The organism is Cupriavidus sp. H18C2 (assembly GCF_049393795.1).
Classification (GTDB): domain Bacteria; phylum Pseudomonadota; class Gammaproteobacteria; order Burkholderiales; family Burkholderiaceae; genus Cupriavidus; species Cupriavidus pauculus_C.
In genome coordinates this window covers 58,478-72,366 of record NZ_CP186011.1, presented here as the reverse complement: position 1 = coordinate 72,366, position 13,889 = coordinate 58,478, and the positions used below count along the sequence as shown (strand labels likewise).

At 70.2% G+C, this 13,889-nt stretch carries 14 protein-coding genes; 2 read left to right on the top strand and 12 right to left on the bottom strand.

Annotated features, from left to right (window positions below; translation table 11 throughout):
- Positions 1-140 precede the first annotated feature (140 nt).
- On the top strand, positions 141-530 hold the full coding sequence (locus EPAKOI_RS16980) for a GNAT family N-acetyltransferase (protein ID WP_124685844.1): 390 nt from the start codon (positions 141-143) through the stop codon (positions 528-530).
- Positions 531-535: 5 nt separating this feature from the next.
- Here EPAKOI_RS16980 and EPAKOI_RS16975 read toward each other — a convergent pair whose 3' ends face one another.
- The 4 genes from EPAKOI_RS16975 to EPAKOI_RS16960 all read right to left on the bottom strand — a co-directional run bounded on the left by EPAKOI_RS16975 (position 536) and on the right by EPAKOI_RS16960 (position 4,224).
- The gene (locus tag EPAKOI_RS16975; RefSeq protein WP_423194067.1) at positions 536-1,276 is read right to left on the bottom strand and encodes an NADPH-dependent F420 reductase; all 741 of its coding nucleotides are present in this window, start codon (positions 1,274-1,276) and stop codon (positions 536-538) included.
- Between the two features lie 198 nt (positions 1,277-1,474).
- The gene (locus tag EPAKOI_RS16970; RefSeq protein ID WP_124685842.1) at positions 1,475-2,452 is read right to left on the bottom strand and encodes a Bug family tripartite tricarboxylate transporter substrate binding protein; all 978 of its coding nucleotides are present in this window, start codon (positions 2,450-2,452) and stop codon (positions 1,475-1,477) included.
- A 43-nt stretch (positions 2,453-2,495) separates the two neighbouring features.
- Positions 2,496-2,846, bottom strand: coding sequence for an AtuA-related protein (locus EPAKOI_RS16965; RefSeq protein WP_124685841.1), 351 nt, complete (start codon positions 2,844-2,846; stop codon positions 2,496-2,498).
- A 13-nt stretch (positions 2,847-2,859) separates the two neighbouring features.
- On the bottom strand, positions 2,860-4,224 hold the full coding sequence (locus EPAKOI_RS16960; protein WP_423194066.1) for an acyclic terpene utilization AtuA family protein: 1,365 nt from the start codon (positions 4,222-4,224) through the stop codon (positions 2,860-2,862).
- 126 nt (positions 4,225-4,350) lie between these two features.
- On the opposite strand from EPAKOI_RS16960, the gene EPAKOI_RS16955 reads away from it, so the two are divergent.
- Positions 4,351-5,253, top strand: coding sequence for a LysR family transcriptional regulator (locus tag EPAKOI_RS16955; protein ID WP_313839310.1), 903 nt, complete (start codon positions 4,351-4,353; stop codon positions 5,251-5,253).
- A 9-nt stretch (positions 5,254-5,262) separates the two neighbouring features.
- Here the strand turns inward: EPAKOI_RS16955 and EPAKOI_RS16950 are convergent, their stop codons facing one another.
- The 8 genes from EPAKOI_RS16950 to EPAKOI_RS16915 all read right to left on the bottom strand — a co-directional run bounded on the left by EPAKOI_RS16950 (position 5,263) and on the right by EPAKOI_RS16915 (position 13,759).
- Entirely contained in the window at positions 5,263-6,042 is a 780-nt protein-coding gene (locus EPAKOI_RS16950) for an SDR family oxidoreductase (protein ID WP_423194065.1), read from the bottom strand.
- 40 nt (positions 6,043-6,082) lie between these two features.
- Positions 6,083-7,225: an ABC transporter substrate-binding protein gene (locus EPAKOI_RS16945; protein WP_124685837.1), complete on the bottom strand. Its 1,143-nt coding sequence runs from the start codon at positions 7,223-7,225 to the stop codon at positions 6,083-6,085.
- 309 nt (positions 7,226-7,534) lie between these two features.
- Positions 7,535-8,047 (bottom strand): DUF1269 domain-containing protein, encoded by a 513-nt coding sequence (locus tag EPAKOI_RS16940; protein WP_124685836.1) that lies wholly within the window; start codon positions 8,045-8,047, stop codon positions 7,535-7,537.
- A 165-nt stretch (positions 8,048-8,212) separates the two neighbouring features.
- Positions 8,213-9,649 carry an acetate kinase gene (locus EPAKOI_RS16935; RefSeq protein ID WP_423194064.1) on the bottom strand — a complete coding sequence of 479 codons (1,437 nt, stop codon included), beginning with the start codon at positions 9,647-9,649 and terminating at the stop codon, positions 8,213-8,215.
- Positions 9,650-9,720: 71 nt separating this feature from the next.
- Positions 9,721-10,878, bottom strand: coding sequence for a hypothetical protein (locus EPAKOI_RS16930; protein ID WP_423194063.1), 1,158 nt, complete (start codon positions 10,876-10,878; stop codon positions 9,721-9,723).
- A 13-nt stretch (positions 10,879-10,891) separates the two neighbouring features.
- A complete protein-coding gene (locus EPAKOI_RS16925; RefSeq protein ID WP_124685833.1) occupies positions 10,892-11,590 on the bottom strand; it encodes a C39 family peptidase in 699 nt (232 codons plus the stop codon).
- Positions 11,587-12,048: a hypothetical protein gene (locus EPAKOI_RS16920; protein ID WP_124685832.1), complete on the bottom strand. Its 462-nt coding sequence runs from the start codon at positions 12,046-12,048 to the stop codon at positions 11,587-11,589. Before EPAKOI_RS16920 ends, EPAKOI_RS16925 begins: the two co-directional genes overlap by 4 nt.
- A 181-nt stretch (positions 12,049-12,229) precedes the next feature.
- On the bottom strand, positions 12,230-13,759 hold the full coding sequence (locus EPAKOI_RS16915; protein WP_216644008.1) for a hypothetical protein: 1,530 nt from the start codon (positions 13,757-13,759) through the stop codon (positions 12,230-12,232).
- Between the last annotated feature and the right edge of the window lie 130 nt (positions 13,760-13,889).

Here is a 13,889-nt window from a genome sequence, read left to right as displayed (position 1 = left end):
CCGCTTCGCTACACTCTGCGCCGAAATACGCGACAAATCAGCGCGATACATCGCGCGAATCGCGGCGCAGCCGCTCTGCGTCCCCCACTTCCGGAGGGGCTGCTCGCATGCGCTCCGGAATCACGCAGGAGGAATTGTCGATGGAAATCCGTAATCCGTTGCCCGCCGAGATCGAGGCAGCCCGGCTGCTGCTGGCTGCCAACGGCTGGGAACAACGGGTCGGCAATCCCGAGCGCTTTGCCCAGCTCATCGCCAACTCGCAGCGCGTGGCGGTGGCCGTGGAGCACGGCGAAGTCATCGGCTTCGCACGCGCCCTGTGCGACGACATCTCCAACGGCTATATCTCGATGGTCGCGGTCGCGCCCCAGCACCGGCGGCGCGGCATCGGCCGCGCGCTGCTGCGCCACGTGATGGGCAACGATCCCGACATCACGTGGGTCCTGCGTGCGGCGCGGTCCTCGGAGGCGGCCTTCTTCGGCCAGCTTGGCTTTACGCCCTCGATGGTGGCGATGGAGTGGCGCCGCCGCTAGGCCGCCTACTGCGCCATCGCGCGCCGGAATTCCTCGGCCGTACCCATCTGGCGGAACAGCTTGCCGCCCGGCGCGAACCGGTCCGCCGACGACAACCCGCCCACCACCACCGGTTCGAATCCCACCTCCCGCACCAGCGCCGATGCCACGGCCAGCGCCTCGGCATCGTCGGCCGCCAGCGGCACCGCCATCGGCGGCCCGCTGCGGTGGCTTTCCCGCGTGAATTCCGCCGCGCCCGTGAAATTGAACGCGCGGACGATGCGCGCACCCTTCAGGTACTTGGCCGTCGTCGCGCCGATGCCGTTGGCCTTGACCTCGTCGACGATGGCGCCGTCGCGCGCCGCGATGGCGTTGGTGGCGTCGAGCACGATCTTGCCCTGCCAGCGGTGCTGCTGCCCCACCTCGGGCACCGCGCTGTAGGGCACGGCCAGCAGGATCACGTCGGCAAAGGCCAGCGCCTGGGCCACCGTGCCGGTGCGGGCCAGCGGGCCCAGCGGATCGGCCAGCGACTTCAGTTCCTCGGGATGGCGCGACGCGAACAAGACCGGATGGCCGGCCTTGACGAACAGGCTGCCCACGGCGCCGCCCAGCCGGCCCGATCCGACCACGCCGATCTTCAACCGCGCCGGCTCGCGCGTGCCCTGCGCCATGGCATGGCCGGCCGGCACCGTCAGCAGCATGCTCCAGCCGCCCGCGATCAGCACCCTGCGCCGCCCGTGCGACATCCCGCGAAATCCGTGTGCCATGGCCTGTCTCCCGCTTGCTTCCTCCGATCACTCTAGGCGAAAACACGCGCCAGCGAGCCGCTGGCCTGTCACGGGAATGTCATGCCCGGCGTCCCGGACCGGCGCGCGGCCATGTGACGCGGACGCCGCACGTCCGGCTAGCCCCGCCATAACAGCAACGCCCCGGCACCTGCCGGGGCGTACCCGTTTCTGCGGGCCTTATTCGGGCTGGATATTGGCCGCCTTGATGATACGGCCCCACTTGTCCGATTCCTGCGACTGGAACTTGGCCAGCTCGGCCGGCGTGCTGGTGAAGATGTCGGTACCCGTGGTCTTGTAGAAGTTCGACGCCGTCTCGCTCCTGGCCGCCTTCACCAGCATCTGGTTCAGCTTCGTCACCACGGCGGGCGGCGTGCCGGCCGGGGCGTAGGCCGCGAACCAGTAGCTCATCTCGTAGCCCTTGACGCCGGCCTCGTCGATGGTCGGCACGTCGGGCGCCAGCGGCGAGCGCGCCTTGCCGGACACGCCCAGCGCGCGCAGCTTGCCGGTCTTCACCTGCGGCAGGCCGGTGGCCGTGTCGGTGATCATCATCTGGATCTGGTTGCCCAGCAGGTCGGTGATCGCCAGCGGATTGCTCTTGTACGGCACGTGCAGAAGCTGCACGTGGGCCATCTGCTGGAACAGCTCGCCGGCGATGCGCGACGACGAACTGCCGCTGCCGAAGCTGAGCTTGCCCGGTTCCTTCTTCGCCAGCGCGATGAATTCCCCGACGGTCTTGGCCGGCACCTGCGGATTGACCACCATGATCTGCCCACCCCGGCCCAGCGCGGACAGCGGCGCGTAGTCCTTCACCGGGTCGTACGGCAGCTTCTTGAACAGGTGCTCGTTGGCGGCGTGCGTGGTGTTGGTGGTGATCAGCACCGTGTAGCCGTCCGGCGCGGCCTTGGCGACGTCGGTGGCGGCGATGAAGCCATTGGCGCCGGGCTTGTTGTCGACCACGACAGTGGCCTTGCTGTCGACCGTGACGGCCTGCCCGATGGCCCGGGCAAGCTGGTCCGTGGCGCTGCCGGCCGCGAACGGCACGACAAAGCGGATCGGCTTGTCCGGGAACTCGGCCCAGGCGCTGCCCGCGGGCAGGGCCAGGCACGCGAACGTGGCAAGGGCGGCAACGGCCAGCGGCCTGCGAATTCCGTACATCTGTGTCTCCTCGAATCGTTTTGACATTGGGACGGCTCGGCAATCATGCAGTGCCGCCGGCGAGCCGCGGCGGCAGGGGGATCGGCAGGCCCAGCAGCAGGAACGCGAGTGCCTTGCCGTGGGTGTCCAGGTTCAGCGCGTCGTTGACGCCGCCGTCCAGCACGCCGTCGATCACGAAGTTCATGGCCTGGATGGACGGCACCACGTAGCGCCTGACAGCCGTGGGCCGGCGCGCGGCAAACAGCGCGCGCACGGCGTCTTCGGTAACGTGGGCCACGAGGTGGTCGAAGTCGCGCGCATCGTAGGCAATCACGCTGATGTTCGAGCGGTCGCCCTTGTCGCCGGTGCGGCCGTGGGCAAGCTGGTAGAGCGGCACGGTGTGGGTCGTGTTCATGGCGGCTCCGGGGTCAGGCGTCGACAAAGGCATGGCGGACGGTCACCGCATCGCGCGGCACCAGGCAGGACGTGGCGTTCAGCCGCGCGCGCATGGCCGTGCGCACGCCCCCGCCGCCGGCCGGGCCGCAGGTATAGAGCGCGTTGACCTCGCGCAGCAGCGCCTGGGCGACGGCCTGGTCCTCGTGGGCCAGCGCGGCCCGCAGGCGCACGTCGCGCGCGCCGGCCTCGCCGGCCTGCGGCTGCGCCAGCATCGTCCCGGCATCGTCGCCAAACACGCTCAGCACGCCGATCAGGTCGAAGCGGATCGCCACGTCGAAGCCCAGCATCTGCATGCGCCGGCGCACGATGTCGGCGGCCAGCCGGGCGCGCGCGGCGGCGTTGGGGCCGGCATAGGAAATCTCGCCCTCGGCAAACCAGCCGCCGTGGTGGAACAGGTTGGCCTTCAGTTGCGCCGGGCGGGCATGGCCGCGGATGTTGCGCACGGCCACGCGGTCGGGGCCCACCTGCTCGACGCTGACCGCGCCGATGTCGGCCACCACGTCGGGCGTCAGGTAGGCGCAGGGGTCGTGCACTTCGTAGAGCAGTTGTTCCTTGACGGTGCGCAGGTCGACGCAGCCGCCGGTATCGGCCGCCTTGAAGATCTCGATGCCGCCGTCGGCGTCTAGCCGGGCGATCGGGAAGCCCACCGCGTGCACGTCGGGCACGTCCTTCATGCCGGGATCGGCAAAGTAGCCGCCGCTGACCTGCGCGCCGCATTCCAGCAGGTGCCCGGCCATGGTGCCGGCGGCCAGCCGGTTCCAGTCGTCCCAGGCCCAGCCGAAGTGCGCCATCGCCGGCCCCACTGCCAGCGCCGGGTCAGCCACGCGGCCGCAGACCACCACCTGGGCGCCCTCGCGCAGCGCATCGGCAATCCCCTGCGCGCCGATGTACGCATTGGCGCAGACAAAGCGCGCGTCCGGAAACGCGTCGCCGACGATGCCGCGCAGCAGCTCGCGCCCGGCGTCGTGCGACAGGTCGTCGCCCTCCACCACCGCCACGCGCGGCCGTGGCAGCCCCAGCTCGGCAGCCAGCGCGACGATGCGCCGCGCGGCGGCCCGCGGATTGGCGGCGCCGAAGTTGCCGATGATCGGGATGCCGTGGCCCAGGCACAGGCCCAGGACCGGCGTCATCAGGTGGTCCAGCAGCGGCTCGTAGCCATGTTCGGGGTTGTTGCGGCGCGCCAGTTGCGCCAGCGCCAGCGTGCGTTCGGCCAGCGTCTCGAAGATCAGCGCGGCCGGGCCGCCGGCGGCGATCAGCGTGCGCACCACGGGCAAGGCGGCATCGGTGCGGTCGCCGGAGAATCCGGCGCCGGACCCGATCAGCAGGGGAGCAGTCATGGGCGTGGCAGCGTCTGGCAGGAGTGAACGGCGATCCCATTCTAGGGCCGGCTTCTGCCCCGCCAAAACGGATTATTTGGATTAATCTATCGACTTCCCAGATCAATCCGCCGCCCCCGCCCCGCCATGCTGTCGAACCTCTCGGTCAAGCACCTGCGCGCCTTCGTGGCGCTGGCCACGCATCGCAACTTCACCCGGGCGGCGCAGGCGTGCCACCTGTCGCAGTCGGCCTTCAGCACGCTGATCCAGACGCTGGAGGACCAGGCCGGCAGCCGGCTGTTCGAGCGCACCACGCGTCACGTGGACCTGAGCGCCGACGGCCGCCGCTTCGAGGAAGTCGCCACCCGCCTGCTGGCCGACTTCGAAACCGCGTTCGAGGACCTGCGCGACCACGCCGAGCGCCGCAAGGGCCGCGTGGCCATCGCGGCGCTGCCGTCGCTGGCCGGTGGCGACCTGCCGCCGCTGATGGCCGATTTCCATCGCCGCTACCCCGGCATCTCGCTGGCGCTGTACGACCAGCTGGCCGACGGCTGCATCGACATGGTCCGGCGCGGCCAGGCCGACTTTGCGCTGGCGCCGGCCCCGGCCCAGGACGCCGACCTGCGCGTGGAATCGCTGGTCCACGACACCTTCCACCTGGTCTGCCCGGCCGATCACCCGCTGGCCGCCAGGCGGCGCATCGCCCCGCAGGCGCTGGCCGGCCTGCCGTTCATCCAGCTATCGCGTACCAGCAGCGTGCGCCAGCACCTGGATGCGGCCATGCATCCGCTGAAGCTCAATGGGGTGATGGAGGTGGAACACCTGGCGACGGTGGCCGCGCTGGTGGAGGCCGGGCTGGGCGTGTCGGTGGTGCCGGCGCTGGCGCTGTTCCAGTTCCGCCGCGAGGGGCTGGCCGTGCGGCCAATGCAGATGCCGGCGCTGGTACGCGAGATCTGCCTGGTGCGGCTCAAGGACCGCGGCGATTCGGCGGCGTCCGCCGCGATGATCGATTGCCTGCGCGCGCACTACGGGCGCGGCGCGCGCCGGTGAGCGTATCGCTCAGAAGTGGCCCAGATAGCCGCCGTCGACGGCCAGCACCTGCCCGGTCACGTACGACGCCGCCGGCGACGCCAGGAACACCACGGCGCCCGCCACTTCGGCCGGCTGGCCCCAGCGGCCCAGCGACGTGCGGTTGCGCAGCCATTCGGCCACGGTTTCATCGTCGACCATGGCCTGGTTCGGCTCGGTGGCAAAGTAGCCCGGCGCCACGGCGTTGACCGTGATGCCGTGGCGGCCCAGGTCGGCGGCCATGGCCCGCGTCAGCGCGTCCAGGCCGCCCTTGGTGGCGGGATACAGCACGTCGTTGGCACGCGCCACCTGTCCCGCGATCGACGTCACGTTGACAATGCGTCCGTAGCCGCCCTGCTGCATCCTGCGCGACGCATGGCGGCACAGCGCGTACGGGGCCACCAGATTGGTCTCCAGCATCGCGCGCAGGTCCTGGGCGTCCAGGTCGGCCATGCCGCTGCGCTGGCGGGCGCCGGCGTTGTTGACCAGGATGTCGAGCCGGCCGTGCCGCGCGTCGAGATTGGCAAACGCCTGCGCAACGGCGGCTTCGTCGGTGATGTCGAGCGCCAGGGCTTCCGCGCTGGCGCCGCGCGCCTGCAGGTGGTCGATGGCGTGGTCCAGCCGTGCGGGGCTGCGCGCGCAGACGATCACGTGGGCGCCGGCATCGGCCAGCGCCTCGGCCATCGCCAGGCCAAGGCCCTGCCCGCCGCCGGTGACCAGGGCCACGCGGCGGGCCAGAGAGAAAGGATGGACTGCGGGGGTCGTCGCCATGGCGGCCACTATACCGCAGCCCGCCGGGCGCGGCGGGGCCTCAGCGGATCAGCTTGCCGGTTGACGAGACGATCGACATCTCGACGAACGACGACCCGGTATGGCGGGCCGGGCTGTAGCTGATCAGGATGCCGCCCAGGTCGTAATCGCGCAGCCCTTCCAGCGCGGTCACCAGCTTCTCGCGCGTGGGCTCGGGCCCGGCGCGGCGCAGCCCTTCCACCAGCACCTTGGCCGACATGAAGCCTTCCATGCCCGCGTTGCTGGGCTCCTGGTTCTGGGCCTTGGCCAGCCCGCGGTACTCGCTGGCGATGCTCATCTGGCTCGAATTCATCCCCGGCACCACCTGCGTGATGATCAGCCCCTTGCCGTCCTCGCCCAGGTCCTTGATGAACGAATCGGCCGCGTTGTTCGACAGCGTGACGAACTGCGCCTGGCTGCCGCCCTTTTTCATCTCGCGGATGATCCGCGCCGCCTCCGAGCCCGACCCGATCACCATCACCGCCTGCGGGTTGGCCTTGTTCAGGGTGGCCACGCCCTGTGCGATGTCGCCCATCGGCCGGTTGAACGACGCCGCGCCGGCCGGCTGCACGCCGCGCGCCTGGAGCGCCGTGTTGAAGCCTTCGAACACGTCCTGGCCGAAGCCGTCGTTGGCGTAGAAGATGGCGATGCGGCTCATGCCCGACGTGGCCAGGTGGTTGATCGCGCGGGCCACCTCGTCCTGGTACTTGGCGCGCACGTTGAACACGTAGCGGTTGACGGGCCGGTGCAGCGTGATGGCGCCGGTCAGCGGGGCGATCAGCGGTACCTTCTCGGCGCCGATGATCGGCAGGATGCTTTCGTTCTGCGGCGTGCCACGCACCATGAACAGCGCGAACACCTTGTCCTCGCCGATCAGCTTGCGGACGTTGTCGGGCGTGCGCTTGGCGTCGAAGCCGTCGTCGTAGGTCAGCAGCTCGATGCGCCGCCCCGCCACGCCGCCGTTGGCGTTGATGTGGTTCAGGTAGACCTGCGCCCCGGCGATCTGCTCCTTGACGGAGCCCGCGACCGGGCCGCTGACACCGGCCGACTGGCCGATCCGGATGGTGGACTTGGTGATGCCCGGTTCGGCGTGTGCCGCCATGGGCGTGACAAACCCGAGCGCGGCGGCAAGCATGCCGCACGCGACGTATCGTGCGTTCCTCATTGTGACCCCTCCAGTAGCGCTGGCTTTAATAGTGTTCTTGAGCTGCCCGCGCGCAGGCGCTGGCGCATCGGCCGATGCGCCGCGCGGCGGCTCACGAAAAGTACCTTAACAGGGGTAATTGTTCAAATCGGGGAACAATCGACGGGCGGGAACTGTTGCTGCGGCAGCACACCGCGAACGGACTGGTCCGGTTGACGTTTCGGGTGTGGCCGCAGCGTGGCGCATGACGGGACATGCGCCGAGGCGCGCCGGTCAGGGCGCGTGGATCAGGCCAGGACGCGGGCCACCGGGGCCCACGGCACGGGCAACTCAGGGAAAGGCAGGGACGGCGGGGTCCAGGCCGGCAAAGCGGGCTTCCGGATGGGCGTTCTGCAGCAGCGTCTCGATTTCCTCCACGCGGCCGCGCGGCACGTCCACCATCAGCAGCAGCTTGCCCGACTCGATATCCTTCTCGAACACGCGCAACCGGCTGTTCGGGGCCGAGCTGCCGATCATGCTCGATGCCCACGCGCCGAACACCGCGCCCAGCACCGCCAGCACGCCGACCAGGCCCCACTGCGGGGTATCGCTGACGATCGGGAACATCGCCACCACCACGCCTGCCACGATGCCCACGCCACCGCCCACCATCAGGCCCATTTCGGCCGCGTGGACGATGTCCGAGGTCTGGAACAGGTTGGCTTCGTGCAGGCCCGTCATGTCGGCGCCGTCGCGTCCCACGAAGTGGATGTGGCGGTTCTCGATGCGGGCCAGCAGCAGGTCGTCCATGGTGCGGCGGGCGCTCGCCAGGTCCGGCAACAACCAGAAGATCCGTTTGCGCATGACTTGCCTCCTCTGTCAGGCCGCCCCGGAACATGGGTCATCCGTCAGGGACGGTTTCGTCCGTTCTACTCTCTCCGCCGGCCCAGCGCAAGGCACCGAACGGCCGACTGCGCGGCGCGCCGCACCGCATGGATTTCCAACGTCACGTTGCGCCGCATCATCGGCTCAGAATGTGATCGGCAGGCGCACGGTGACGGTCAGGTCGGGCGTGTCGCGCGTGAGCCCGGCGCCCACCGACAGGTTCAGCGTGTAGCGGTTGTTGAAGCGGTACGAGTAGCCCACCAGCAGCGTGCCCTGCGTGATCCGCACCGAGCCCGGGATGGTCTGCCCGTTCTGCTTGGTCGGCCAGATGATGCTCTGGTCGTAGCCGATACTGAACGACGCATGCTCGTTCAGCGACAGGCCCATGCCGAAGTTGAACTGGAAGATGTCGCCGGGCGAGATCTTGCCCAGGAACTCCTTCTCGCCGTTCAGCACGGTGCGGCTGATGTTGTCGCGCGCAAAGTTGTGCAGGTAGCTGAACGTGCCGAAGAACACGGCCGGATCGGTCGGCAGCAGCCACGTCACGCCCGGCTGGATGGCCTGGAAGCCCGTGCCCGTGGGCATGCCCAGCGGCAGGCCGGTGCCCGTGGTGTTGCTCACGCAGCGGGTGACGCAGTCGGTCACCACCTCGAACGGGTCGCGCCCCGTGTTCGACTTGTAGCGCAGCCAGCCGATGAAGAACGGCATCTTCTCGTTGCCGTAGTTGAGCTGGTAGCGCAGCGTCGCCTCCACGTCGCCCAGCCCGCTGCCGCTGGAGCTGAACACGTTGTCGAACGCGGTACCGGTGAAGACCTCGCGGCTCACCGTATCGCTGCTGGAATGCACGTACGGGATCTTGGCTTCGATTTCCAGCCGCTTGGTGATGCCGTAGCGGAACGCCATCGCGCCGATGTAGGTGGACGTCTTGACCTGCCGCACGTCCACCAGCCCGATCAGGATGGCCGGAATGACCGTGTAGCCCACCAGCGCCACGCGGTCGCTGGACGAGTAGCCGTACTGGAAGCTGGGCTCCACCACGAGCTTGTTGGCCGGCGTCAGCACGCCGGGCTGGTCGAAGATCGGCGCGATCTCGGGCGGCCGGGTCTCGCGCTCAGGCGGCCGGCCCACCGGTTCCTCCACGCCCGCGGCGGACTCGCCCGGCTGCGCGGCCTGCGCCTGCGGCGGGGCGTCCGGCGGCGCGGCCGCGGGGGCCTGCTGGGCCTGCACGCCCTGCTGCGCGGTGTTGTTGATCTGGGTGGCGCTGGCGGCCGCGCCCGCGGCGGCGGCATTGGTGGCCATGTTGCCGCCGGTCACGCCCGCGCCCTGCCCGCCGCGCTTGTGCGACAGCGTGTCGCTGTTCACCGTGTTGCGCAGTTCGCGGATGGTGGCCTGCTGTTCGGCCAGCGCGCGCCGCATTTCCTCTAGCTGGCGGGCCTGGACGGCCAGTTCCTTCTGCAGCGCTTCCAGCCGCGAGGCCGCTGGCGGGCCTGCATCCGGCGATGTCTGCGCCTGTGCCATGCCGCCCAACAGCAGCATCGAGCATCCGGCATAGCCGATGCCCTGCAGCGAACGCTTCTTCATGACGTCTTCCTCCCCCGGGGACGGCGGGCAAACCGCAGGGCCCGCACCTGTTCGTTCACGACTTCCGCGATTTACCTCAGTGCCGCGGACCTTTGCATGACGCTGTTCAACGCGGTGTTTGCCATCTGTGAGCGGAACGCCGCCAGGGTGTTCACGCTTGCGTTGAGGGTCATCAGGCTCTGGATGTTCTGGTTGTTGAGGTTATTCTGGATCACGGTGCCCGGCATGTTCGATACCGCACCCATGTTTGCCGAGTTGCCCGCGCCGTTCTGAATCACGGTCAGCAGGCCGTTGGTGACGATGGTGCCGGCGCTGGCCACGGCCTGCTGCGCCGCGCCCGATGCACCGGCGGCAATTGCCGAGGCCCCGGCCGCCGCAGCGCTGGCCGTGCTGCTGGCCGTGCCCGCCGCGCCCTGTGCCGCCGCCGAAGCGCCGTTGGCGGCCGTGGTGGCGGCCTGCCCGGCCTGTCCCGCCGCGCCTTGGGCCGCCGCCGCGGCGGCCTGCGCCGACGCCACCGCGGCGTTGGCCGCACTGTTGGCGGCATTCACCGCCACCGTGACGTGGCCCAGCGCCTGCGCCAGCTGCGTCGCCTGCGCGGCCGTGATCGCGCTGATATCGGGAATCGTGATGCTGGTGGATACCGCCAGCGCGCCGTTCACGAACACGGCGCGGTCGATGCCGAAGCCCACCTGCAGGCCGCCGGCGTCAAAGCCGCCGCGCGATTCCTCCAGCCGCGCCTCCGCCACCGGCTTCCAGCCGGCCATCTGCTTGCGGGCATCGGACACCGGCTTGACGGGCTCGCGCGTGGCCAGCGTCATGGCGGCCGCCAACGGTTCCTGCGCCGGGTGGTGCTTCGCCACGCTGGCCTTGTCCACGGGCAACACGCGCGCCGGCGCCGGCGCCGGCTGGGCCTTGGGCAGCGCGCCCAGCACCGCATGCGCGGGCGCCGTCATGACGCCCGGCACGGTCGGTACGGCGGCCTCTGCCTGGGTGGCCACCTCGGCCGGCCGCTCCGCGGGCAGTTCCACGGCGGCCGGCAGCGCCGTCATGTCGACGGCCATCGCCACCGCCACGTCGGCATGGCTGGCCGGCTCCGGTGGATCGCTGGCCAGGCTCTCGGTATTGGCCTGGGCGTGTCCCGCGCAGGCCAGCCCCGCGCCAAAGAGCACGGCGGCCGTGGCATGGCCGGCGCTGCGTCTTGGCGGGGGTGAATCGGTGGTTCGGGCCATGATGTTCCTCAGCTCAGAAATCAGAGATGCCATGCTTGGGCATGACGGTGAAGAACAGACTGTCTCGCGGCACGCCTGTGGAATATGGCCCGGTCGGCGCTACCCGCCAGTCCGACGCCTGGTTGAAACGGGCCTGGTCGGTCCGGTTGTGGATCACGAACAGCAGGCTGCTGTCCCAGATCCGTTCGAAGTAGTCACGCTCCAGCGCGCGGGTGCCCCGCGCCGGGTCGCCAATCAGGACACGGTTGCCCTTCACGCCCTTCACCACGACGAAATGGTGGTAGCCGTTCTCCACGATCAGCACGATCGCCGGGATCTGCGCTTCCTCCAGCTTCGATAGCGGCAGCTCGTAGCCGTCGGCCTGGAAGCCGCGCGACTCCAGGAACCGCTTCATGTCGAGCAGCGAGAAGCCCTCGGCGCGGATCTTGGCCTGGTCGCCGTTCACGTACATGTTCGCGAACACCGTCTGCTCGGTCGTCGGAAAGTTGTACTGGTACGTCAGCAGCGTGGCCACGGCCGCCGAGCCGCAACTGAAGTCGTATTGCTGCCGGATGGTCGTGCGGAACCGCGCCTCGCGCAGGCTCGTGACCGGCACGTAGTACGAGTTGCCCTGGTCGCCGGGCACGCGGATCGTGTCGGCGTGGGCGCTGGCGATGCCGCCCAGCGCCGCCGCCAGCAGGACGGCCCTCCCCAGCAGGCTGCGCATGATCATTTGAACTGGACGTTGAGGATGGTCGCGTTCTGGATCAGTACGTTGTTGCCGGAGTTCTGGATTACCGTCGGCAACCCCGCGGCGTTCGAGAACGAGCCGTCGGCCACGATGTTGCTGCCGGAGAACGTGTTGACGGCGGCGTTGTCGCCAACCGTGCCGTGCAGGCGCATGTCGTTGACCACCACCTCGGCGCCGCCGCGCACGTCGTCCAGCTTCTGGGTCGCCACGGCCCTGGCCGCCGTGCCGAAGATGTTCGGTTTCTGGCCCTGGTCCGGCGTCATCGCCGCGACACTGGCCGCTGCGCCCGCCACCGCGGTGGCTGCGCCGGAATCACTGCCCGCGACCACGCTGGCCGTGGCGGATGCCTCGGCGCCGGGCGGCCCTGCATTGGCCTGGGCAAATGGCCAGACCAGTAAGGCTGTCGACAGCGTGACGACAGCTCGGCGTAGCGATCGCATGGTGCGTCTCCCCTTGTGCGCCCCGGGCAGTGGCGTGGGCCGCCACCGCCGCGAACCTGCAGGCCTGCCGGCCGATGCGGGCCCGCGCGGCAAACCTGCGCCGCACGGCCCCGCCCTGCCGGATTGAACCCTGGCGGCCCGGTCCCGCTCCGTGCGGAACGGAACAGAGCGCGCCAGCCGCTTACCTGCCAACGTTCATGTTGGCCTGCACATTGACGCTTTGCTGCACCAGCGATGCCATGCCGCTGTTCTGGTTGGCGATCATGATGCCCGCCGCCGACTGACCGACGCTGGTCATGGCGTTGGACATGTTGAACGTGCCGGCATCGACGTAGTTGGTACCGCCGGCACCACCAGCGCCACCCACCGCACCATTGCCCGCACCGCCCGTGCCGCCATTGCCGACGCCGCCGGCACCACCCGCACCGCCGGGGCCCGATGCCGCGCCCACCGCACCGGCTGCGCCCGTGGCGCTGCCGTTCGAGGCCGTGGTGGTCGAGCTGCCATTGGTGGCCGAGCCGCCGCCGCCGCCAGCGCCCGCGACGCTGTTCTGCGCGCCGCCCGCACCGCCGGTGCCCGTGCCGGTGCCGGCCGTGGCCGCACCCGCCGTCGACGTGGCCGCACCGCCGGCGCCGCCCGTGCCCGAGCCTGCGCCGCCAGATGCCGTGGCCGTAGCCGTGCCACCCGCCGCGCCCGCACCGCCGGTGCCGGTGCCTGCCGCGCCGGTACCCATGCCGGTACCGGTGCCGGTGCCGGAGCCCGCGCCACCTGCGCCTGCCGTTGCAGTGCCGGTACCGCCAGCACCCGCGCCGCGCTCGTTCGACGTGTTGGTCGAGCCGCTGCTGCCGCCGGCACCCAGGCCAGCGCCCAGCCCGCCGCCCAGCCCGGAGCCGCCGCTGCCGCGCGCATAGCCGCCATCGCCACCGGCGCCGCCGCGCGAGCCTGCGCCCGCGCTGCCGCCCGCACCCAGGGCCGAGCCGCCGCGTCCGCCAGCGCCCAGGCTCGCGGTCAGGGCGCTGCCGCCCGCGCCGCGGCCATTGCCGCCATCACCGCTGGCGCCGCTGGCATTGCCGCCGCGTCCGCCAGTGCCGGCCCATGCGCCGTCGTTGTAGGCCGATCCCGACGTTGCGCTGCCGTTGGTGGCCGAGCCGCCATTGCCGCCCGAGCCGCCGTTGCCGCTGGCGCCGCCGTTGCCGCCGTTGCCACCGCTGCCGCCCTGGCCAGTACCGCCGGTACCCGCGCCGCCCGCGCCGCCGGTGGCGCCTGCCGCGCTACCGCTGTTGGTGGCGTAGTTGCCGATGTTGGAGATGGTGTTGCCCGACACGGCGCCGTTCAGCCGGCTCACCGCCAGCGCGCGGCTGGAGTTGAACGCGTTGCTGAAGTTGGCCGTGGCCGTGCCGCCATTGGCCGCCGCCGCGTTACCCATGCCGCCCAGCTCCTGCGTGGTGCGGTTGCGGGACTGGGTGTTGGTCTGGGTGGTGGTCCGCGTGGAAGTGCGGGTGGAGCTGAGCGTGGCGGTCCGGGTATCGGTGCTGTTGTCCTGGTACGTCTTCGAGTATTCGTTGGCGGATGCGCCGGCCCCGCTTTGCGTCGAAGTCGCCGTAGCGGTATTGGTGTTGTCACCCTCACCATGGTTGTTGTTGGTCGGATTCGCCCAGGCAGTGCTAGCGAAGGCCAGCGCGATTGCCGACGCGAGTAAAGTCTTTTTCATACGAAGCTCCCAGGAAGTTTGTTGCAGCGGCTCAGCCTCCGGCCGGCGCTCTCGGGAACAGCGGCTGGAGGTTCAGGTCCGGCACGGTTGCCAGACCAGCCGCCCATTGCGCATATTCGGTGCCAGCGTG

What these genes read in the sequence shown, in the direction of transcription:
- EPAKOI_RS16980 (WP_124685844.1), top strand. Translation starts at nt 141, where the DNA reads ATGGAAATCCGTAATCCGTTGCCCGCCGAGATCGAGGCAGCCCGGCTG.
- EPAKOI_RS16975 (WP_423194067.1), bottom strand. Translation starts at nt 1,276, where the DNA reads ATGGCACACGGATTTCGCGGGATGTCGCACGGGCGGCGCAGGGTGCTG.
- EPAKOI_RS16970 (WP_124685842.1), bottom strand. Translation starts at nt 2,452, where the DNA reads ATGTACGGAATTCGCAGGCCGCTGGCCGTTGCCGCCCTTGCCACGTTC.
- EPAKOI_RS16965 (WP_124685841.1), bottom strand. Translation starts at nt 2,846, where the DNA reads ATGAACACGACCCACACCGTGCCGCTCTACCAGCTTGCCCACGGCCGC.
- EPAKOI_RS16960 (WP_423194066.1), bottom strand. Translation starts at nt 4,224, where the DNA reads ATGACTGCTCCCCTGCTGATCGGGTCCGGCGCCGGATTCTCCGGCGAC.
- EPAKOI_RS16955 (WP_313839310.1), top strand. Translation starts at nt 4,351, where the DNA reads ATGCTGTCGAACCTCTCGGTCAAGCACCTGCGCGCCTTCGTGGCGCTG.
- EPAKOI_RS16950 (WP_423194065.1), bottom strand. Translation starts at nt 6,042, where the DNA reads ATGGCGACGACCCCCGCAGTCCATCCTTTCTCTCTGGCCCGCCGCGTG.
- EPAKOI_RS16945 (WP_124685837.1), bottom strand. Translation starts at nt 7,225, where the DNA reads ATGAGGAACGCACGATACGTCGCGTGCGGCATGCTTGCCGCCGCGCTC.
- EPAKOI_RS16940 (WP_124685836.1), bottom strand. Translation starts at nt 8,047, where the DNA reads ATGCGCAAACGGATCTTCTGGTTGTTGCCGGACCTGGCGAGCGCCCGC.
- EPAKOI_RS16935 (WP_423194064.1), bottom strand. Translation starts at nt 9,649, where the DNA reads ATGAAGAAGCGTTCGCTGCAGGGCATCGGCTATGCCGGATGCTCGATG.
- EPAKOI_RS16930 (WP_423194063.1), bottom strand. Translation starts at nt 10,878, where the DNA reads ATGGCCCGAACCACCGATTCACCCCCGCCAAGACGCAGCGCCGGCCAT.
- EPAKOI_RS16925 (WP_124685833.1), bottom strand. Translation starts at nt 11,590, where the DNA reads ATGATCATGCGCAGCCTGCTGGGGAGGGCCGTCCTGCTGGCGGCGGCG.
- EPAKOI_RS16920 (WP_124685832.1), bottom strand. Translation starts at nt 12,048, where the DNA reads ATGCGATCGCTACGCCGAGCTGTCGTCACGCTGTCGACAGCCTTACTG.
- EPAKOI_RS16915 (WP_216644008.1), bottom strand. Translation starts at nt 13,759, where the DNA reads ATGAAAAAGACTTTACTCGCGTCGGCAATCGCGCTGGCCTTCGCTAGC.